22 protein-coding genes are annotated in these 20,353 nt (G+C 60.7%); 12 read left to right on the forward strand and 10 right to left on the reverse strand.

The features are described from left to right. Positions 1-46: 46 nt before the first annotated feature. Genes copM through relB form a run of 5 tightly spaced genes read right to left on the reverse strand, consistent with a single transcriptional unit; the run spans position 47 to position 2,177 of the window. On the reverse strand, positions 47-421 hold the full coding sequence (gene copM / locus AGR13A_RS03020) for a CopM family metallochaperone (protein ID WP_080833584.1): 375 nt from the start codon (positions 419-421) through the stop codon (positions 47-49). A gap of 58 nt (positions 422-479) precedes the next feature. Further along, positions 480-878 carry a hypothetical protein gene (locus AGR13A_RS03025; RefSeq protein WP_308399985.1) on the reverse strand — a complete coding sequence of 133 codons (399 nt, stop codon included), beginning with the start codon at positions 876-878 and terminating at the stop codon, positions 480-482. Positions 879-919: 41 nt separating this feature from the next. After that, positions 920-1,684, reverse strand: a complete 765-nt coding sequence (locus AGR13A_RS03030; RefSeq protein WP_080833588.1) for a hypothetical protein — start codon at positions 1,682-1,684, stop codon at positions 920-922. Positions 1,685-1,702: 18 nt separating this feature from the next. Further along, the gene (locus tag AGR13A_RS03035; protein WP_080833590.1) at positions 1,703-1,960 is read right to left on the reverse strand and encodes a type II toxin-antitoxin system RelE family toxin; all 258 of its coding nucleotides are present in this window, start codon (positions 1,958-1,960) and stop codon (positions 1,703-1,705) included. Then, a complete protein-coding gene (gene relB, locus AGR13A_RS03040) occupies positions 1,944-2,177 on the reverse strand; it encodes a type II toxin-antitoxin system RelB family antitoxin (protein ID WP_003503188.1) in 234 nt (77 codons plus the stop codon). The genes AGR13A_RS03035 and relB overlap by 17 nt, the downstream gene beginning before the upstream one ends. Before the next feature lie 157 nt (positions 2,178-2,334). Between relB and hisS the strand changes: the two genes are divergently transcribed. Genes hisS through hisG form a run of 4 tightly spaced genes read left to right on the forward strand, consistent with a single transcriptional unit; the run spans position 2,335 to position 6,064 of the window. Next, on the forward strand, positions 2,335-3,858 hold the full coding sequence (gene hisS / locus AGR13A_RS03045; RefSeq protein ID WP_080833591.1) for a histidine--tRNA ligase: 1,524 nt from the start codon (positions 2,335-2,337) through the stop codon (positions 3,856-3,858). 4 nt (positions 3,859-3,862) lie between these two features. Then, positions 3,863-4,231 carry a VOC family protein gene (locus AGR13A_RS03050; protein WP_080833593.1) on the forward strand — a complete coding sequence of 123 codons (369 nt, stop codon included), beginning with the start codon at positions 3,863-3,865 and terminating at the stop codon, positions 4,229-4,231. Positions 4,232-4,247: 16 nt separating this feature from the next. Next, positions 4,248-5,375: an ATP phosphoribosyltransferase regulatory subunit gene (locus AGR13A_RS03055; RefSeq protein WP_080833595.1), complete on the forward strand. Its 1,128-nt coding sequence runs from the start codon at positions 4,248-4,250 to the stop codon at positions 5,373-5,375. Beyond that, entirely contained in the window at positions 5,372-6,064 is a 693-nt protein-coding gene (hisG, locus tag AGR13A_RS03060; protein ID WP_020812640.1) for an ATP phosphoribosyltransferase, read from the forward strand. Before AGR13A_RS03055 ends, hisG begins: the two co-directional genes overlap by 4 nt. 66 nt (positions 6,065-6,130) lie before the next feature. Here hisG and AGR13A_RS03065 read toward each other — a convergent pair whose 3' ends face one another. The 4 genes from AGR13A_RS03065 to groES all read right to left on the reverse strand — a co-directional run bounded on the left by AGR13A_RS03065 (position 6,131) and on the right by groES (position 9,749). Continuing rightward, positions 6,131-6,577 (reverse strand): DoxX family protein, encoded by a 447-nt coding sequence (locus AGR13A_RS03065; RefSeq protein WP_080833597.1) that lies wholly within the window; start codon positions 6,575-6,577, stop codon positions 6,131-6,133. A gap of 154 nt (positions 6,578-6,731) precedes the next feature. Beyond that, a complete protein-coding gene (locus AGR13A_RS03070) occupies positions 6,732-7,166 on the reverse strand; it encodes a hypothetical protein (protein ID WP_035219017.1) in 435 nt (144 codons plus the stop codon). A gap of 578 nt (positions 7,167-7,744) precedes the next feature. Next, on the reverse strand, positions 7,745-9,379 hold the full coding sequence (gene groL, locus AGR13A_RS03075; RefSeq protein WP_035218706.1) for a chaperonin GroEL: 1,635 nt from the start codon (positions 9,377-9,379) through the stop codon (positions 7,745-7,747). Positions 9,380-9,452: 73 nt separating this feature from the next. Then, entirely contained in the window at positions 9,453-9,749 is a 297-nt protein-coding gene (gene groES, locus AGR13A_RS03080) for a co-chaperone GroES (protein WP_003494080.1), read from the reverse strand. Between the two features lie 370 nt (positions 9,750-10,119). Between groES and AGR13A_RS03085 the strand changes: the two genes are divergently transcribed. The 5 genes from AGR13A_RS03085 (at position 10,120) to AGR13A_RS03100 (ending at position 16,082) form a co-directional block, all read left to right on the forward strand. Beyond that, positions 10,120-10,968 (forward strand): TIGR01459 family HAD-type hydrolase, encoded by an 849-nt coding sequence (locus AGR13A_RS03085; RefSeq protein WP_080833599.1) that lies wholly within the window; start codon positions 10,120-10,122, stop codon positions 10,966-10,968. A gap of 42 nt (positions 10,969-11,010) precedes the next feature. Further along, positions 11,011-11,991: a bifunctional riboflavin kinase/FAD synthetase gene (locus AGR13A_RS03090; protein ID WP_035218702.1), complete on the forward strand. Its 981-nt coding sequence runs from the start codon at positions 11,011-11,013 to the stop codon at positions 11,989-11,991. Further along, complete coding sequence (locus AGR13A_RS24840) at positions 11,988-12,152, forward strand: hypothetical protein (RefSeq protein WP_167377388.1); 165 nt, start codon at positions 11,988-11,990, stop codon at positions 12,150-12,152. The genes AGR13A_RS03090 and AGR13A_RS24840 overlap by 4 nt, the downstream gene beginning before the upstream one ends. A 119-nt stretch (positions 12,153-12,271) precedes the next feature. After that, positions 12,272-15,301 (forward strand): isoleucine--tRNA ligase, encoded by a 3,030-nt coding sequence (gene ileS / locus AGR13A_RS03095; RefSeq protein ID WP_080833602.1) that lies wholly within the window; start codon positions 12,272-12,274, stop codon positions 15,299-15,301. Positions 15,302-15,443: 142 nt separating this feature from the next. Next, the gene (locus tag AGR13A_RS03100; RefSeq protein WP_035218698.1) at positions 15,444-16,082 is read left to right on the forward strand and encodes a hypothetical protein; all 639 of its coding nucleotides are present in this window, start codon (positions 15,444-15,446) and stop codon (positions 16,080-16,082) included. 52 nt (positions 16,083-16,134) lie between these two features. Here AGR13A_RS03100 and AGR13A_RS03105 read toward each other — a convergent pair whose 3' ends face one another. After that, positions 16,135-16,593, reverse strand: a complete 459-nt coding sequence (locus AGR13A_RS03105; RefSeq protein ID WP_020010537.1) for a nucleoside deaminase — start codon at positions 16,591-16,593, stop codon at positions 16,135-16,137. Positions 16,594-16,664: 71 nt separating this feature from the next. Here AGR13A_RS03105 and AGR13A_RS03110 point away from each other — a divergent pair, with 71 nt between their 5' ends. The 3 genes from AGR13A_RS03110 (at position 16,665) to AGR13A_RS03120 (ending at position 20,263) form a co-directional block, all read left to right on the forward strand. Further along, positions 16,665-18,650 carry a pseudouridine synthase gene (locus AGR13A_RS03110; protein WP_080833604.1) on the forward strand — a complete coding sequence of 662 codons (1,986 nt, stop codon included), beginning with the start codon at positions 16,665-16,667 and terminating at the stop codon, positions 18,648-18,650. Further along, positions 18,631-19,188: a 16S rRNA (guanine(966)-N(2))-methyltransferase RsmD gene (gene rsmD, locus AGR13A_RS03115; protein ID WP_035218695.1), complete on the forward strand. Its 558-nt coding sequence runs from the start codon at positions 18,631-18,633 to the stop codon at positions 19,186-19,188. The genes AGR13A_RS03110 and rsmD overlap by 20 nt, the downstream gene beginning before the upstream one ends. A 148-nt stretch (positions 19,189-19,336) precedes the next feature. Next, on the forward strand, positions 19,337-20,263 hold the full coding sequence (locus AGR13A_RS03120) for a patatin-like phospholipase family protein (protein WP_080833606.1): 927 nt from the start codon (positions 19,337-19,339) through the stop codon (positions 20,261-20,263). The last annotated feature ends 90 nt before the right edge of the window (positions 20,264-20,353 follow it).

Genomic DNA, 20,353 nt, shown 5'->3' on the forward strand with positions numbered 1-20,353 from the left:
GAAAAGGGGAGCGCCGCAACCGGCGTTCCCCATTCGTCAGCATCAATCACTTGCCCTTCGACTTCAGCCAGGCCTTCATCATGGCGATCTCGCCTTCCTGCGCCTTGATGACCTCTTCGGCCAGCTTGCGGATTTCCGGGTCCTTGCCGTATTCGAGCTGGACCTTGGCCATATCGATTGCGCCCTGATGGTGCGGGATCATGCCGCGCACGAAATCGACATCCGCATCGCCGCTATAATCGATGGCCATATCGCCATGCATCTTCTTGCTGGCTTCCATGAACGCCTTGGTGGACGCGCTGTCGCTCATGGTGCCTTTTGACATGTCATGTCCGGCATGGCCGCCCGCTTCCTGTGCGAAAAGCGGAATGGTGAAGACGGCTGCGAAAGCGGCGGCGAGCGTGATGGTCTTGATAGACATGGATTATCCTTCCTGTTTCTGACGGATTTTTCGAAGATGGGTCTGAAAAAATCTGGGGTCAGGCGCGGGGAGGCGGCAACGGTGGCGCGAAAGCCTTACCGTCAAAGACGATGCCGCGCTGCGGCTTCGGATAGGCGAATATCATCCGGCCGCTATCGGCGAAGATCGTTCGCGGAACCACGATCAGGCAGGCGGCGCAGGAACCGGGATGTGCGGCATCGTCACCATGCGGGCAGCAACCGCCCGCTCCCGTTCCATGAGCCCCATTCTCCGCATGTGCCCGAGACCCTTGGTCCCGATCCGCGACTCGATGCGAATGGGCATCGTCATGTTTGATCGGCATCTGCGAGGACGCTGCCATGCCCATGGCCATCGGCATGCTCATCGCCATCTGCGCCAGCATTGCGCCGTATAGCAGGCAGGCAAGAAACATCAATGTACGGACCACCTGGGACATGGCGTGAATTTACCGCTGGAATTATGGAATAAGCATGGCCATCAGGTCAGTTCACGCGCAATGACGTGATGCACGATGCGGTAATCCCTGCTTTCCTCGCCAAACGGGGCGAGCGGCCACTCCCATGCGGCGGCGGGGGCAGGAAGCTCGATGCCATGCAGCAGGTCTTCATGCTGGTGCAGGTTGCCGTCTTTGTCGATGACGTTGAAGGACGTGTCCGTTATCAGGCAAGCCTTGCAGGGCAGGCCGGCCAGCGCTTCCAGATGGGTGTGAATGAGCTTCGGCAGAAGATCGTCCGGGGCATTTGCGATCTTCTCTCGCTCCAGCCGGTGGCGTGCGCCGGTGCCGATCTGTGACAGGAGATTGGCCGATACCACGAGATCGAGATAGGGCACCCGCCGCAGGAAATCGAGCGGTTCGGCCGGCCGACCGGCAAGAACATCGTCAAAGCCGGAAAGATCGCGGTTGGCGATGCGGACATTCTTTTTGGCATTGAGGCGCAGCTTCGCCTGCACGCTGGCGAGATGCACCAGATCGACCAGCACGACGGTATCGAACGTCGCTACCAGTGCATCATAGGGCACATCGCGCAACAGGCCAGACCCCAGCACGACGGCCGTTCGCCGCTGCTTCAGCTTTCTGGCCGATTGCAGCACGAATTGCCGGCTGTTGTTTTCATGCTCTGCCCAGGCTTTGGCGCAGCGGTTGGCGCGCGCCCAGAGGTTGACGGAATAACGGATATGCGGCCGGAATTCTTTCGGCGTGACCGCGCGTGTAGCGGCATATTGCAGGGCTTCGAGGATCATGAATGCCTAACGGTAGATTTAACGGCGATGGCCGATTTCGACCACCAGCACGACGAGCTTGTGATCCTGTATATCGCAGATGATGCGGTAATCGCCCACCCGGTAGCGCCAGAAATTTCCAAGCTCGGAGCCTTGCAAGGCGGCGCCGGTTCTGCGGGGATTGTCATCTTCGGCAATCCGGTCTGCCAGAAAGGAAACGATGCGATTGGTGTCGCTTTTCGTCAACTTGCCCAGCTGTTTGATGGCAGCGCGCTGAAACTCAATTTTCCAGGTCAAGATCACGCATCACTTCTTCCAGAGTATAGGTGCGTTCTTTATTGGCGATGCGCTGCCGCGTCGCTTCCTCCGCAAGATAGAGATCCTCCATATCTTCGATATGTTTCTCGATCGCCTCGCGGATGTAATAGGCGGATGTGCGGCCGGTGCGCTCGGACAGCGCTTTCAGCCGCTCATAGGTCTCATCAGGCAGGCGAATGGCCGTCTGTTTGCTCATGGGTCGCGTCCTTCCCGATCCGAATTGGGATACATGCATCCCATATAGCACCGCTTGGCCGCAGCGGCCAGTAAAACCGGAGCCTTTGCGGCTTGCCGCACCGGGCTTCATCCTCTAATACACCGGCTTGATTTCAGGAAAATATCGGACCAGCCCCATGAGCGAAAAAGCAAAAAAGCCTCAGAAACTGAAAGCCCGCCTGCCGCGCGGCTTCGTGGATCGTTCGGTTGCCGATATTCATGCCACCAATGAGATGATCGAGAAAATCCGCAGGGTCTATGAGCTTTACGGCTTCGATCCGGTGGAAACCCCGCTGTTCGAATATACGGATGCACTCGGCAAGTTCCTGCCCGATAGCGACCGCCCGAACGAAGGTGTGTTTTCGCTGCAGGACGATGACGACCAATGGATGAGCCTGCGCTACGATCTAACCGCGCCGCTTGCCCGCCATGTCGCGGAAAATTTCAACGAAATCCAGCTTCCCTACCGCACCTATCGCGCCGGTTACGTGTTCCGCAATGAAAAGCCCGGCCCCGGCCGCTTCCGGCAGTTCATGCAGTTCGATGCCGATACCGTGGGCGCCGCCGGTGTGCAGGCCGATGCCGAAATGTGCATGATGATGGCCGATACGCTGGAAGCGCTCGGAATTCAGCACGGCGACTATGTCATCCGCGTCAACAACCGCAAGGTGCTCGACGGCGTCATGGAAGCCATCGGCCTCGGCGGCGAGGACAATGCCGGTCGTCGCCTCAACGTTCTGCGCGCCATCGACAAGCTCGACAAGTTCGGTCCTGAAGGTGTGAAGCTGCTGCTCGGCCCCGGCCGCAAGGATGAATCCGGCGACTTCACCAAGGGCGCTGGTCTTGGCGAGGAACAGATTGAAAAGGTGCTGTTTTTCGTCGGTATCAAGGATTATGCGGCAAGCGCCGATGATCTGGCGAAACTGGTCGCGGGCACCTCGAAAGGCGAGGAAGGCGTTGAGGAGCTGAACATCATCGGCGCTCTGGTCACCAGTGCCGGTTACGATGCGACGCGCATCAAGATCGACCCCTCGGTCGTTCGCGGCCTCGAATATTATACCGGCCCCGTCTATGAGGCCGAGCTGAGCTTCGACGTCACCAATGAAAAGGGTGAAAAGGTCGTGTTCGGTTCCGTTGGCGGCGGCGGGCGTTATGACGGCCTCGTTTCGCGCTTCATGGGCCAGCCGGTTCCGGCCACAGGCTTCTCCATCGGCGTTTCGCGCCTGATGACGGCGCTGAAGAACCTCGGCAAGCTCGGTCAGGTCAAGCCGCTCGCACCTGTCCTGATCACCGTCATGGACGGTGATGTACAAAGCATGGGCCGTTACCAGACATTCACGCAGGCGCTGCGCGCCGAGGGCATCCGCGCGGAAATGTATCAGGGCAACTGGAAGAAATTCGGCAACCAGCTGAAATATGCCGACCGCCTCGGTTCCCCCATCGCCATCATTCAGGGCGGTGATGAGCGCGCCGAAGGTGTGGTGCAGATCAAGGATCTGATCGAAGGCAAGCGCCTGTCCGGCGAGATCGAGGACAATGCCAGCTGGCGCGAGGCGCGTGTGGCGCAGGTCACCGTACTGGAGGCGGATCTGGTGGCGAAGGTCCGCGAGATTCTGGAGCATCAGGCAGAGGACGTTCGCCGCGCCGCCGAAGGGCGTTAAGGCCATGGCGATCCTCGCGCTCGACCATGTTCAACTGGCGATGCCGGCGGGCCGTGAGGATGAGGCGCGCTCTTTCTATGGCGGCCTGCTCGGCTTTGCGGAGCAGGTCAAACCCGCCAATCTGGCCGGACGCGGCGGGTGCTGGTTCAGTCGGGGTTCGATAAAACTGCATCTCGGCGTCGAGCAGGATTTCCGCCCGGCGAAGAAAGCCCATCCGGCCTTTCTGGTCGATGATATGGCAACCTTGCGAAAAACACTTGAAACAGCAGGCTGCCATGTGGTTGAGGATGAGCCGCTTGAAGGGTATCACCGGTTTTATGTCCATGATCCCTTCGGAAACCGCATCGAAATGATGCAGCCGCTCGAACCGTGACGAAAAGTACCGTTCCATGCCCCTGATCGACATGCCGGAATTTTCCGGAGAGCTACTGGAAGAATTCGCCGCGCGCCGCACGAGCCGTGTGAACACGCCCGTCATCCAGCCCGCCGAACCCTTTCTGGATATGGCCGGCGAGGATTTGCGCCGCCGTATCTTCATGACGGAAAGCGAAACGGGTGAGAGCCTGTGCCTGCGCCCCGAATTCACCATCCCGGTCTGCCTGCGCCATATCGAAACGGCGACCGGCACGCCGAAGCGTTATTCCTATCTCGGCGAAGTCTTCCGCCAGCGCCGCGAAGGTGCCAACGAGTTTTATCAGGCCGGTATCGAGGATCTCGGCGATACCGATATCGCCGCCGCCGATGCCCGTGCCGTCATCGATGCGACAGGCATTCTGCAGCGTCTTCTGCCGGGCCGCTCGCTCGCCGTCACGCTGGGCGATCAGCAGGTGTTCGAGGCGGTGGTTGCTGCCCTCGGTCTGCCGCTCGGCTGGCAAAAACGGCTGGTGCAGGCCTTTGGCGACATGGCGCAGCTCGACGCGTTGCTGGAAAGCCTTGTGCATCCCAAGCCGATGACCGGCCTCGATGCCCGCGTCGCTGGCCTGCTGGCGACGGGCGACGAGGCGGTGCTGGTCGATTATCTCGATACGGTGATGCAGGAAACCGGCTATTCCACCAATGCCAGCCGTGCGCCGCAGGAAATCGCCCGCCGCCTGCGGGAAAAACTGGCGCTTGCCGCCACGCGCCTGCCGGATGAAAGCTTCGCGCTGCTCAAACAGTTCCTGGCCCTGAAAGCGCCTCTGCCGCAGGCCTCGCAGGTTCTGGCGGATTTTGCCGCAAAGGCGAAGCTGAAACTGGATGGCGCGCTTTCCGCCTTCGATAAACGCGTCGCAGCGCTTGCCAATGCCGGCGTTGATCTCGAAACCGTCACCTATGGCGCGGCCTTCGGTCGTCCGCTCGATTATTATACCGGCCTCGTTTTTGAGGTGGTGGAAGCGGGCGGAGACAGCGTTCTGGCCGGCGGTGGCCGTTTCGACCGGCTGCTGACCCTGCTCGGCGCACAGGAAAAAATCCCGGCCGTGGGCTTCTCGCTCTGGCTGGATCGCATCGAAACGGTGCGCGGGAGCGACAAGCCATGATCACCATCGCATTGCCCTCCAAGGGCCGGATGAAGGAAGACGCCTCCGCCGTTCTGGAACGCGCCGGGCTGAAAGTCGCGGCCGTCGGCAATGACCGTTCCTATCGCGGCCGCATCGAAGGGCGCGACGATATCGAGATCGCTTATCTCTCGGCCTCCGAGATCGCCCGCGAGATCGGCGCTGGTACGGTGGATTTCGGCGTGACGGGGGAGGACCTTGTGCGCGAAGGGCTGACCAATGCCGATGCGCAGGTGGAGTTCTGCGCCCGCCTCGGTTTCGGCCATGCGGATGTCGTGGTCGCCGTGCCGGAAATCTGGCTGGATGTGGACAGCATGGCCGATCTCGGCGATGTCGCTTCGGAGTTCCGCGCCCGTCATGGCCGCAGGCTCGCCATCGCCACCAAATATTGGCGGCTGACGCAGCAGTTCTTTTCGCGCCAGCACGGCATTCAGCTTTATCGCATCGTCGAAAGCCTTGGCGCGACCGAAGGTGCACCGGCGGCGGGGCAGGCGGATATCATCGTCGATATCACCTCGACCGGCTCGACGCTGAAGGCCAACCACCTGAAAATTCTCTCTGACGGCATCATCGTCCGTTCGGAAGCCTGCTTCGTGCGCGCCCGCAAGCCGGAACACGAAGGCGATGCGGCGGTTCAGGAGATCGCCTCGCGCATCAGGGCTGCGGTCTGACGACGTAAAACAAAAAGCCGCCGGAGCGATCCGGCGGCTTTTTTATTGGTCGATCTGTTGTCTGGCTTATGCGTGAGCCACAGCCACGCCGCGCTTAGCGTCGACGGAGTAGGCGCCGGGGCCGAAGGCGGCAAGCAGGATGTAAGCGCCGGCAAGGGTAATGTTCTTCACCATCATGATGCCGTTCAGCGTGTTGATCCAGCCAAGAGCCGGCTCAGGCCAGCCGGGAACGGCAACGGTGCCGCTATGGAAGACCAGACCGGTGAAGACGCAGAAGACGGCAAGCGCCCAAGCAGCGATCCTGGTCTGGAAACCAGCGAGAATGGCAAGGCCGGCAACAAGTTCGAACAGGCCTGCAATATAGGCAAGCGCGGTTGCGGCGGGCAGGCCGGCGCCCGTGATCATGCCGGCCGTGCCGGCCGGATCGGTGAGCTTGCCGAAGCCCGACGTGATGAAGATGAAGGAAAGCAGAATGCGGGCGATGAGAACGAGAACGTTCTGGCTGCTGGACATGGAAATCTCCGGTAATTGATCGGCGTCTCGCCGGTTAAGCTGCAGGGCGATGTCTGGAGATATCAATGGCGGAAAATCACCCGTCCATAAAGATGAACAAGAGGAGACGATTTGTCGTCATTTTGTGAACGATGGCGCGCCTTCGGCAAGTTGTTCAGGCGGCGAAGCGAATATCTTCGAAACGCGGAAACAGGAACAGCCCGGAAATCCGCCCCTGCCGATCGTCTTCAAAACCGGCGGATTCACCCATGCAGATAACGGGCTGGCGCATTGTCGGAAGGATGAAGAGGTTGGTGGAAAAGCAGAATCGTGAAGGCGCAGTGGAGGCCTGCTCGAAAAGTTCCAGCACGCGGGCATGGTCGCTGCGATCGTAGCAGCGGACAAGGCTGAGCAGACCGCACTCGCCGGGGGGCAGGCCGTGCATGAAGGAGGCCTGTTCGCCAAGCCGGATGACGCCGCTTGAAAGATCGCTGCTCCACTCTTCCGAAATGAAGAAATTGGACAGGGTTCTGGGATCGGGCGTGGTCGTCACGGCCGCAGGCAGAGCATCGTTGCGTCTTGAGATTTCGAACAAATCGCGCCCCCGCATGAACATCGTACCAGCGACGCAATTTCAAGCGTCACTGCCAAGTTGAACTTCCACCGCCACCCGCAGTCGAAACTTTTAGCCAGGCATCGAACCCCTTCAATGCTTGCGTCCCGTCGCGGCACCCTTACGGGGGCTGACTTATAGTTTATTTTCTCTTACCCACAACAACCAGTCAGAGAGAAAATCAAAAATATTATGTATTCCTTCATCGCAATCGCGAAATATATGAAAAAAGACAACTATGTGTCGAATTTATAGGCCGGTGAGGGCGAAAATCGGCCTCATCTGCGATTGTGATTCGCCCTTAGCGGTGTCCTATTATTGCATGCACTTCCAAAAACAAGCCGGCTAAGGCTATTTGTGTCCCAAAAGGATACAATATTTTGGAGCCTATCGCACGGGTGGAGTATTTTGCTGCTCCGAAGACCGCCCTTTCTTAATTCCAGCGACAGGACTGATTGGAGGTTCATGCCGCCCGTCTGGCGCGCTTGCGACGCCGGACCACTCAAAAGGCATGGGCGGCAAAGAAAAAGGGCGATCCGAAGACCGCCCTTTCGTAATTCCGGTGACAGGACTGATTAGAAGTCCATGCCGCCCATGCCGCCGCCCGGCATTGCCGGCATTGCAGCTTCCTTCTTCGGAAGCTCGGCGATCATGGCTTCGGTGGTGATCAGCAGCGAAGCAACCGAAGCTGCGTTCTGCAGAGCCGTGCGAACAACCTTGACCGGGTCGACGATGCCGAGCTGGATCAGGTCGCCATATTCGCCGGTCTGGGCGTTGTAGCCGTAGTTGTCTTCGTTCTTGTCGAGGATCTTGCCAACAACGATGGAAGCTTCGTCACCTGCGTTTTCTGCGATCTGGCGAACCAGAGCCTGCAGAGCCTTGCGCACGATGTTGATGCCGGCTTCCTGGTCGTCGTTTGCACCCTTGGCGGTGATCTTCGTGGAAGAACGCAGCAGGGCAACGCCGCCGCCCGGTACGATGCCTTCCTGAACGGCAGCGCGCGTCGCGTTGAGAGCGTCGTCGATGCGGTCCTTCTTTTCCTTCACTTCAACTTCCGTCGAACCGCCAACGCGGATCACGGCAACGCCGCCAGCGAGCTTGGCAAGACGTTCCTGCAGCTTTTCGCGGTCGTAGTCAGAAGTGGTTTCCTCGATCTGCGCCTTGATCTGGGCAACGCGGCCTTCGATGTCGGACTTCTGGCCGGCACCGTCAACGATCGTGGTGTTTTCCTTGGAGATCGAAACCTTCTTCGACTTGCCGAGCATGTCGAGGGTAACGCTTTCGAGCTTGATGCCGAGGTCTTCGGAAATGACGGTACCACCGGTCAGGATGGCGATGTCTTCCAGCATGGCCTTGCGGCGGTCGCCGAAGCCAGGAGCCTTGACGGCAGCGATCTTGAGGCCGCCACGCAGCTTGTTGACGACGAGCGTTGCAAGAGCTTCGCCTTCGACGTCTTCAGCGATGATGACGAGCGGCTTGCCGGTCTGAACGACGGCTTCGAGAACCGGCAGCATGGCCTGGAGGTTCGAGAGCTTCTTTTCGTGCAGAAGGATGTAGGCGTCTTCGAGGTCCGCAACCATCTTTTCCGGGTTGGTCACGAAGTAGGGCGACAGGTAGCCGCGGTCGAACTGCATGCCTTCGACGACTTCGAGTTCGGTTTCAGCGGTCTTGGCTTCTTCAACGGTGATGACGCCTTCGTTGCCGACGCGCTGCATTGCTTCAGCAATGTCGAGACCGATCTGACGCTCGCCGTTTGCAGAGATCGTGCCGACCTGCGCAACTTCTTCAGACGTGTTGATCTTCTTGGCCTTGGCCTGAAGGTCCTTGACGACTTCAGCAACGGCCAGATCGATACCGCGCTTCAGGTCCATCGGGTTCATGCCGGCAGCAACTGCCTTTGCACCTTCGCGAACGATGGCCTGGGCCAGAACCGTTGCGGTGGTGGTGCCGTCGCCGGCGATGTCGTTGGTCTTGGAAGCGACTTCGCGAACGAGCTGCGCGCCCATGTTCTCGAACTTGTCTTCCAGTTCGATTTCCTTGGCGACGGAAACGCCGTCCTTGGTGATGCGCGGTGCGCCGAAGGACTTGTCGATAACGACGTTACGACCCTTCGGGCCGAGGGTGACCTTCACTGCATCAGCGAGAATGTCGACGCCCTTGAGCATCTTTTCGCGCGCTGTGCGGCCGAATTTGACTTCTTTGGCTGCCATTTTCAAAACTCCTGGTTTCGAATGGCCGGACAGGGTCCGGCTTGAAATTTAAGGAAGGACGGGTTCGGCTAAATCAGCCGATGATGCCCATGATGTCGGCTTCCTTCATGATCAGAAGGTCTTCGCCGTCGAGCTTGACTTCGGTGCCCGACCACTTGCCGAACAGGACGCGATCGCCAACCTTGACGTCGAGAGCGACGACCTTGCCGGCCTCATCGCGCGCGCCGGAGCCAACAGCGACGATTTCGCCTTCCTGCGGCTTTTCCTTGGCGGTATCGGGAATGATGATGCCGCCCTTGGTCTTTGCTTCGGATTCAACGCGACGAACGACGACGCGATCGTGAAGCGGGCGGAAATTGGTGCTTGTCATTGCCTAATCCCTCGATCAAATGACTTCACGAACCCTTGGAGGCTCGCGTGATGGGTGTTAGCACTCACCTTGTTGGAGTGCCAGCGAAGCCGAGATAAGGAGGCGCTCTGCCGGAGTCAAGAACGCGCTGTCGGAAAAATTTTATGCGCTATGGTTATCAGCGTTCCATGACAGAAATTTCTGCGTGTTGAGCGGCGGCGGCAAACCACAGCCTATTTGCAATTCGCTGCCTTTTCGGGCCTAGCGAGGTTTTATGTTCGGACGGTGGCGGGCGGGCAGACGGAAGGTTTGTCATCGCTTTTTTTCTTGCCATCGGCGTCCCGCTTTGCGATGTCACGCACACCCTCTTCTCGCATCCGGAAAGCATCTCATGGCCCATCGCATTCTCACCCTCGGCGAAATAACTGATGGGTTCGACGTTATTCTTTCGGATGTCTGGGGCGTGCTGCACAATGGTGTCAGCGCCTTTCCGGACGCGGCGGTTGCACTGCACGAAGCGCGCAAGGCCGGCAAGACGGTGGTGCTCATCACCAATTCGCCGCGCCCCGCTCCCGGCGTCATCGCCCAGCTTCGCGTTCTCGGCGTTCCGGATGAGGCCTATGACCGTATCATCACGTCCGGTGACGTCACCCGCGGCCTGATTGCGGAAGGCCCGAAAAAAGTCTTCCTGCTCGGCCCGGAACGCGATCTGCCGCTGCTGGAGGGGCTGGATGTCGAGCGGGTTAGCGAGGCGGAAGCGCAATCCGTCGTCTGCACCGGTTTCTTTGATGACGAGACGGAAACGCCCGAGGATTATACGGAAATGCTCAAGGGCTTCATCGCCCGCGGCGCGCCGATGATCTGCGCCAATCCCGATCTGGTGGTGGAGCGCGGCGAGCGTATCATTCCCTGCGCCGGCGCCATGGCCGCCTATTACGAACAGCTGGGCGGCGAGGTCCGCATTGCCGGCAAGCCGCATATGCCGATCTACGAAGCCTGCCTCGCAGCGGCGAAAGAAGTGCGCGGCGCCTTCCCCAAGGATCGCGTGCTCGCCATCGGCGACGGCATGCCGACGGATGTGAAGGGCGCGATTGCGAGCGGCCTCAACCTTCTTTATATCAGCGGCGGCATTCACGCCGCCGAATATACGCTGAACGGTCAAACGGACGAGGCGCTTCTGAACGCCTATCTCAAGGGGCAGGGCGCGGCTCCCGGCTGGTGGATGCCCCGTCTTGCTTAAAGGGCGTCTGGCTTAAGCTGGCGCAAAAATGGATCGACTGCCATGACCGTCTTTCATCGCAATGAAAAAAAGGAGCCGCTGCCGGACAATCTTCGCGGCGGCGTCATCGCGATCGGCAATTTCGATGGCGTGCATCGCGGCCACCGCGCCGTTCTGGATCGCGCGCTGGAACTGGCCGAGGCGCGTGGTGTTCCCGCGCTGGTGCTGACTTTTGAACCGCATCCCCGTTCCGTGTTCCGCCCGGAAACGCCGGTCTTTCGCCTCACCCCCGCACCTCTGAAGGCGCGCATTCTCGAAGCCATCGGTTTCCGCTCCGTCATCGAATACCCCTTCGACCGGGAATTCTCGCAGCGTTCGGCCGAGGAATTCGTCCAATCCATTCTGGTCGACTGGCTCCATGCCAGCGCTGTCGTCACCGGCTTCGATTTTCATTTCGGCAAGGGCCGCGAAGGTGGTCCGGCCTTTCTGATGGCCGCCGGCAAGCGCCACGACTTCGACGTGACGCTGGTGGATGCCTTCCGCGACGAGGGTGCGGATGTCGTTTCCTCCAGCCGTATCCGCTCGCTCTTATGCGAGGGCGATGTGGCGGGTGCGGCCGGATTGCTGGGTTACCGCTTCACGGTGGAAAGCGAAGTCATCGGCGGCCAGAAGCTGGGGCGCACCTTGGGTTACCCGACAGCCAACATGGCGCTGGCCCCGGAGACGGAACTGAAGGCGGGCATCTATGCCGTGCGGTTCCGCCGTCCTGACGGCTCGATCCGCGATGGCGTCGCAAGCTTCGGCTACCGCCCGACGGTGACCGAAAACGGCGCGGCGCTGCTCGAAACCTATGTCTTCGATTTTTCCGGCGATCTCTATGGCGAGGTCTGTTCGGTGTCCTTCTTCGGGCATCTGCGTGATGAGCTGAAATTCGATGGTCTGGAACCGCTGGTCGCGCAGATCAGGCGCGACGAGGAAGAGGCGAGGGCGATGCTGTCAGGTGTGCGGCCGCTGAGCGAAGTGGATGCGAAGATCGCATTTTGAGCCTGAAGGGCTGGCGAGCCCGTATTCCGGCCCATTTTACTGTCGCTTTTCTCTTCCTTTTTGCTGGAAAACCGCATAAACAACCGGCCATGTCCCAATACCGGTTGATGTTTAAAAATCAGATTGGCCGAATTATTGGCCCGGCCTTCCGCCCGCTCTGAGGAGCCGGAAGGTCCGGGATTTTGGCGCTTGTCACGGCATTTGTGATGGCGCTTTCCGAATTTGCCCTGTTTGAAATTGAGACGGCGCGACCGACACGGCGCGCAACAACGGTACGATTATGAGCGACACCGCAGAAAAATTCGACTATTCCGCCACCCTCTATCTGCCGCAGACGGATTTTCCGATGCGCGCCGGCCTGCCGCAGAAGGAACCGGAAACGGTCAAGCGCTGGCAGGAGATGGGCCTCTACAAGAAGTTGCGCGCCTCCGCCGCCGGCCGCGAAAAATTCGTGCTGCATGACGGCCCGCCCTATGCCAACGGCAATATCCATATCGGCCATGCGCTCAACAAGATCCTGAAGGACGTCATCACCCGCTCGTTCCAGATGCGCGGTTACGACGCCAATTACGTGCCGGGCTGGGATTGCCACGGCCTGCCGATCGAATGGAAGATCGAGGAAGCCTATCGCGCCAAGGGCAAGAACAAGGACGAGGTTCCGGTCAACGAATTCCGCAAGGAATGCCGTGACTTTGCGGCTGGCTGGATCAAGGTGCAGTCGGAAGAGTTCAAGCGCCTCGGCATCGAGGGCGACTTTGAAAACCCCTATACGACGATGAACTTCCACGCCGAAGCCCGCATCGCCGGCGAACTCCTGAAGATCGCCCGCACCGGCCAGCTCTATCGTGGCTCCAAGCCCATCATGTGGTCGGTGGTCGAGCGCACCGCGCTGGCGGAAGCCGAAGTCGAATATGCCGATGTCGAGAGCGACATGATCTGGGTGAAATTCCCGGTGGCAAAGCTCGAATATGACGAGCAGACCATCAATTCTCTATCATTCGATTTGGGTTTCCGTCCCGAATACGAAGATGAGAAAGCTGATATCGTCGATTATGCTGTCCAAGAGGCTCTCGATAAAACCCGCCGGCATCTCGATGAGTTGCAGGGCACGTCAGTGGTCATCTGGACGACCACGCCGTGGACCATCCCCGGCAACCGCGCCATCGCGTTCTCTTCGCGGGTCGAATATGGCCTCTACGAAGTCGAAAGCGCGCAGAACGATTTCGGTCCGCAGCCGGGCGAAAAGCTGATCTTCGCCAAGAAGCTCGCCGACGAGGCAGCGGCCAAGGCAAAGCTGACCTTCAAGCTCGTTCGCGACGTGAAAACCGAAGAACTGGCCGCCATCATCTGCGCGCATCCGCTGGCATCGCTCGGTTATGATTTTCCGGTTCCGCTTCTCGAAGGCGATCACGTCACCGACGATGCCGGTACGGGCTTCGTGCACACCGCGCCGAGCCACGGCCGCGAGGACTTTGACGTCTGGACCGCGCATCAGCGTGAGCTGGACGCTCGCCACATCCCGTCGGCCATCCCGTTCCCGGTCGGCGATGACGGTTTCTATACCGAAGATGCCCCCGGTTTCGGCCCGTCCGCCGAAGGCGGCGCTGCCCGCGTCATGGACGACAACGGCAAGAAGGGCGATGCCAATGACCGTGTCATCAAGGCGCTGATCGCTGCCAATAACCTGTTTGCCCGTGGCCGTCTGAAGCATAGCTATCCGCATAGCTGGCGCTCCAAGAAGCCGGTCATCTTCCGCAACACGCCGCAATGGTTCGTCTATATGGACAAGGAACTGGGCGACGGCACGACGCTGCGTTCGCGCTCGCTGAGCGCCATCGACGACACCCGCTTCGTTCCGGCTTCCGGCCAGAACCGCCTGCGCGCCATGATCGAAGGCCGGCCCGACTGGGTCCTGTCGCGCCAGCGCAGTTGGGGCGTGCCGATCGCCGTCTTCGCCGATGAGAAGGGTGAAGTTCTGATCGATGAGGCCGTCAACGCCCGCATCCTCGAGGCCTTCGAGGCTGAAGGTGCTGACGCCTGGTTCGCCGAAGGCGCCAAGCAACGGTTCCTCGGTAATGACCACGACCACGACAAGTGGCTGCAGGTCATGGACATTCTCGACGTCTGGTTCGACAGCGGCTGCACCCACACCTTCACGCTGGAAGACCGCCCGGACATGAAGTGGCCGGCGGATGTCTATCTGGAAGGGTCCGACCAGCATCGCGGCTGGTTCCATTCGTCGCTGCTCGAAAGCTGCGCGACGCGCGGCCGTGCGCCCTATAACGCCGTTGTCACCCATGGTTTCACCATGGATGAGAAGGGCGAAAAGATGTCCAAGTCCAAGGGCAACGTGGTTTCGCCGCAGGAAGTCATGAAGGACGCCGGCGCGGATATCCTGCGCCTGTGGGTCATGACCACGGATTATTGGGAAGACCAGCGCCTCGGCAAGGCCATCATCCAGACCAATGTCGATGCCTATCGCAAACTGCGCAACACCATCCGCTGGATGCTCGGCACCCTTGCTCATTATGAGGGCGAGGAGATCGCCTATGCCGATCTGCCGGAACTGGAAAAGCTGGTGCTGCACCGCCTGTCCGAACTGGATGGCGTCGTTCGTGAAGGTTATGACGGTTTCGAGTTCAAGAAGATCGCCCGCGCGCTGGTGGATTTCGCCAATGTCGAGCTCTCGGCCTTCTATTTCGACATCCGCAAGGACACGCTTTATTGCGACGCGCCGTCGTCGCTGAAGCGCCGTGCTTCGCTGTCGGTCATTGCGAAGCTGTTCGATTGCCTCGTCTCGTGGCTGGCGCCCATGCTGCCCTTCACGACGGAAGAAGCGTGGCTTTCGCGTTATCCGGATGCTGAATCGGTGCATCTTGTCCAGTTCCCGGAAATCCCGGCGGAGTGGAAGAACGATGCGCTGGAAGCGAAATGGGAGAAGATCCGTAAGGTTCGCACGGTCGTGACGGGCGCGCTGGAAGTCGAGCGCCGCGAAAAGCGCATCGGCTCCTCGCTTGAGGCAGCCCCTGTCGTGCACATTGCCGACGCCGACCTGCTGGCGGCGTTGAAGGGGCAGGATTTCGCCGAAATCTGCATCACTTCGGCCATTTCGGTGGTGGGTGATGAAGGCCCGGCCGATGGCTTCCGCCTGCCGGAAGTGGCAAAGGTCGTGGTCGAGCAGAAGCTGGCGGAAGGCGCAAAATGCGCCCGTTCCTGGCGCATCACCACCGATGTCGGTTCCGACCCGGACTATCCGGAGGTTTCGGCCCGCGATGCGGCCGCCTTGCGGGAGCTTGCCGCGCGCGGATAAGGAAAATGGCCGGATGAATTGCGCTTTGCGTCTTCATCCGGTACACCTGCCTGAAAATGGCCGGATTTGCACGGCAATGCGGGCTGCCGCCTGCCGAAAGACGATGTCTGGCGAAGTGGGACGGACGGCTGGAAGGGTTTCAATGAAGACGATGCAGGGTAATGCGCAGGGTTTGGGCATGTTTCGCACGGTTGCAGGCATCACGGCCATAGGCGTGCTGCTGGGCGCTTGCACGAGCCCGACCTACGGTACGGGCAAGACGGCGGCGGAACAGCTTGTCGACGATCTCGGCAACGCAACCTCGATCACCGGTGACCAGAGTAAGCGCAACCTGAAATACAGCCCGCGCCCTGGTCTTGTCGTTCCTGCCCAGTCCCGTGCCGAACAATTGGCCGCGCCGCAGCAGAATATGGCGAACCGCGAAAACAACCCGCAATGGGTTGAATCGCCGGAAGAGACCCGCGAACGTCTTCGCGACGAGGCGGATGCCAACAAGAACAACCCGCATTACCGCTCGCCGCTGCTTGCCGGTAACGGCACCGCCGGCCAGATGACCGAAAGCCAGAAATGGGAAGCCTTCCGCAAGGCGAAGGCCGAAGCCCAGGGTGGCTCCGTCGTCAACGCCCAGCGCCGGTTCCTTACCGACCCGCCAGCCGAATATCGCAGTGTTCCGCAGGATCAGCTGACCGACCTCGGTGAGCCGGAACAGAAGAAGGAAAAGCGCCGCAAGAAAGAAGCGGCGGTCGCCAACACCGGCAAGAGCTGGTGGAACCCCTTCTGATAAAATGACGGGCTGATAGTGGCCTGCGGGAAAGGTTTCTCCCGTCGGCCGCTCAATCGTCGAGACGTTTCTCGCGGAAAAATTGCCGCAGGATTTCCGCACTTTCGCTTTCCGCAAGTCCCGAATAAACATCCGGCGCATGGTGGCATGTCGGCTGGCTGAAGAAGCGCACACCACTATGCACCGCGCCGCCCTTGGGGTCTTCCGCGCCGTAATAAAGGCGGCGGATACGGGCGAATGAGATCGCCGCCGCGCACATGGTGCAGGGCTCAAGGGTTACATAGAGATCGGCGCCGGGCAGCCGTTCCTGCCCCAGCGCCTCGCAGGCCATGCGGATGACGGCGATTTCGGCATGCGCCGTCACATCGTTCAATTCACGGGTGCGATTGCCGGAACGGGCAATGACGCGGCCATCCAGAACCAGTACCGCGCCGATAGGAACCTCCTGGCGTTCGCCGGCAGCGCGGGCTTCCGCCAGCGCCAGTTCCATGAAATGCGTCCTTTCGGCCATTGTGTTTCAATTTCCTCTTAACCCTTGTGCTTGGACCTGATAGGACAGCCCAAACAACAGGCAAACAGCAAATGACTTTTAAAGACAAGCCGAAGCGTGACGGCGGCAAGACATTTAGCCGCGACAAGAAGCCGAAAGGCCCCGGCAAGCCGGCCTCGGAGCGTGAGAAGAAACCGGCCGAAGCAAAGGCAGCCTCGGCGCCCGAAACCGTGGTCGGCACCAAGCCCGAACGCATTTCCAAGATCATGGCCCGCGCCGGTGTCGCGTCGCGTCGCGATGTGGAGCGGATGATCATGGAAGGCCGCGTGTCGCTGAACGGCGTCAAGCTGGATAGCCCGGTCGTGAACGCCACGCTTTCGGACAAGATCGAAGTGGACGGCATGCCGATTCGCGGTGCCGAGCGCACGCGCCTGTGGCTTTACCACAAGCCGGCCGGATTGGTGACGACCAATTCCGACCCGGAAGGCCGCCCGACGGTTTTCGACAATCTGCCGGGCGAACTGCCGCGTGTGCTCTCCATCGGCCGCCTCGATATCAATACCGAAGGCCTGCTGCTGCTCACCAATGATGGCGGCCTGTCCCGTGTGCTGGAACTGCCGACCACCGGCTGGCTGCGCCGCTACCGCGTGCGCGCTCATGGTGAGGTCGATCAGGCCGCACTCGACAAGCTGAAGGACGGCATCGCCGTCGACGGTGTGCTGTATGGCGCGATCGATGCCACGCTCGACCGTACCCAGGGCCACAATGTCTGGATCACCATGGGTCTGCGCGAAGGCAAGAACCGCGAGATCAAGAATGTGCTCGGCGCGCTCGGCCTTGAGGTCAACCGCCTGATCCGTATCTCCTACGGTCCGTTCCAGCTCGGCGATCTTGCCGAAGGCAAGGTGCTTGAAGTGCGCGGCCGCATGCTGCGCGATCAGCTCGGGCCGCGTCTGATCGAAGAGGCAGGCGCCAATTTCGACGCGCCGATCTACAATACATCCCTCGACGATGAGGAAGAGGCCCCGGCCAAACGCGCCAAGCCCGAATGGGCCAAGGGTGATGCGCCGGAAGGCAAGTCTCGTTTCGAAAAATCCGCTGGCAGACCGGAAGACCGTCGCGAAAAGGCGCTCGGCCGTCTCGATACCAAGCGCGGTGACAAGCCTGCCGGCAAGTTCGGCTCCAAGCCCGCCGGGAAATTCGGTGCCAAGGGCCGCAATGAGGATGATGGCGAAGAGCGCCGCAGCCCTCGCCAGCCCGCCGGCACCAGCCGGACGGCCAATGTCTGGATGGCGCCCGGCGCAAAGCCGACCCGTGATGGCAAGGAACGCAAGTCTTCCGCCCGCGCGGAAGCCGAAAGCCTGTTCAAGAAGCCGTCCGCCCAGGCGGAAGCGCGCCGCAGCGTCGTGCGCCATGCCGATGACGAGGGCGAGTGGATCCGCTCGGAGCCGACCCGTGAGGATGACCGTGGCCAGGGCCGTGGTGATCGTTCTGCACGCGGCGAAAAAAGCTTTGGCGATCGCGGTGGACGCGGTGGCAAATCCTTTGGCGACCGGCCCTCTGGCGACAGGCCTTTCCGGGATCGCCCCCGCGAAGACGGCGACCGCCCGCGTGGCGACCGCCCGGCACGGGGTGCAAAAAGCTTTGGTGACCGACCGGCACGCGGCGACAAGCCCTTTGGCGACCGCCCTTTCCGTGACCGGCCCCGTGAAGATGGTGATCGCCCGCGCAGCGACCGTCCGCGCGGCGAGAAGAGCTTTGGAGATCGCACCGCACGTGGCGAAAAGCCATTCAGCGAACGGCCGTTCCGCGACAAGCCCCGCGAAGACGGCGATCGTCCGCGCGGCGACCGGCCTTTCGGGGATAAGCCCAGAGGCGGCAAATCGGGTGGCAGGCCCGCATCGGGCAAGCCGTCTTTCGGCAAATCCGGCGAGCGTGGCGAACGGTCGGGTTTTTCGGGTAAGGGTAAAGGCCCCGGCGGCAATGGCCCCGGCGGCGGCAAGCCGGGTGGCAAAGGCCCGGGTGGCAAACCTTCTGGAGGCAGGGGAATGACACGTAATGCGGATCGTAGGCGGTGAGTTCCGCGGCCGGACACTGGCCGCGCCGAAATCGAATTCCATTCGTCCAACCATCGACAGGACGCGGGAAAGCCTCTTCAATATCCTGAGCCACGCCTATCCGGAAAGTCTTGACGGTACGCGCGTTCTGGACGTTTTCGCCGGAACCGGTGCGGTTGGGCTGGAGGCCCTTTCGCGCGGCTGTCGCGTGGCGCTCTTCGTCGAAAACGGCGTTGAGGGTAGGGGGCTGCTCTGGGAAAATATCGATGCGCTCGGCCTGCATGGCCGCGCCCGCATCCTGCGGCGTGACGCCACCAAGCTTGGCGGTGTCAACAATATCGAGCCTTTCGATCTTCTATTTGCCGATCCACCCTATGGCCATGGCCATGGGGAAAAGGCGTTCGCGGCAGCACATGGTGGCGGCTGGCTCACACCCGGCGCGCTTGCCATTCTGGAAGAGCGCGGTGATGTTGCGGTTAATGTCGATCCAGCGTTCAAGCTGCTTGAAAGCCGTATCTTCGGCGACACGAAAATGCATTTCTACCGTTACGAGCCCTGACGGGAACACCTTCCCGTCACGCCACGGTCTTGTCTTGTTTGCCGAATAGGCAGAGCCTGCGTCCTGTTGCCCGATACTGTCAGGCAGTATCGCGATAGACTATGCCGGCAGACAGGACCTGTGCGGGGAAAGAGTTTTGGGTATTCGCATGGAGCAGGGTGTAAACGAGAGCGTCACGATCGTCCGCGCCGGAGAAGATGTTCTCGAAGGCGGCGGCACGGGTGGGCAGGAGCCGACATTCGGCGTGGCGCTCGGCGGCGGCGGTGCGCGCGGCATCTGCCACATCAACGTCATCGAGGCGCTGGACGAACTCGGTATCCGGCCGGTGGCGCTATCAGGCTCATCGATCGGTTCCATCATCGGTGCAGGCATGGCGGCCGGCATGACGGGCCGGGAAATCCGTGAATATACGCTCGAACTCATGGGGCGGAAGGGCTCGGTGGCCAACCGGCTGTGGAGCCTCGGCCCGGCATCGATGCGCCATGCGGTGGACGGTTTTCGTCTCGGGCAATTCAATCTCGAACTCATTCTGCACGCTTTGATGCCGCAAGCCTTGCCGAAGGACTTTTCCGAGCTTGCCATCCCGCTCAAGGTGATAACCACCGATTATTATGCCCAGACCGAGGTGGTGGTGGAGAGCGGCGAGATCATCCAGGCGCTGGCGGCATCTGCCGCCATTCCGGCCCTGTTCATGCCTGTTCGTATCGATGGCCGTATCATGATCGATGGCGGCATCTTCAACCCCGTGCCCTACGAGCATCTGCTGGACCAGGCCGATATCGTCATCGGCGTTGATGTGGTCGGCGGTCCCGAAGGCGACGGCACCACCATGCCGAACCGGCTGGACAGCCTGTTCGGCGCCAGCCAGTTGATGATGCAGGCGGCGATTGCCCTGAAACTGAGGTTACGTCCGCCGCACATTTTCCTGCGCCCGCCGGTGCACCGTTTCGGCGTGCTGGATTTCCTGAAGTCCGAGGAGGTGCTGAACGCATCGGCCGGCATCAAGGACGATCTGAAACGGCAGATCGACATGCAGGTGGAACTGTTTCATCGCGGGCAGGGCGTGGAGGCGTGACGAATGAGGCGAGTTTTCTTCTCCCCGAGGGGGAGAAGGTGGCCCGAAGGGCCGGATGAGGGGCAAGCTCTCCGAATATTTCAACCGTCG

Origin of the sequence: Agrobacterium genomosp. 13 str. CFBP 6927 (genome assembly GCA_900012615.1) — a bacterium.
In the GTDB taxonomy this organism is placed as follows: domain Bacteria; phylum Pseudomonadota; class Alphaproteobacteria; order Rhizobiales; family Rhizobiaceae; genus Agrobacterium.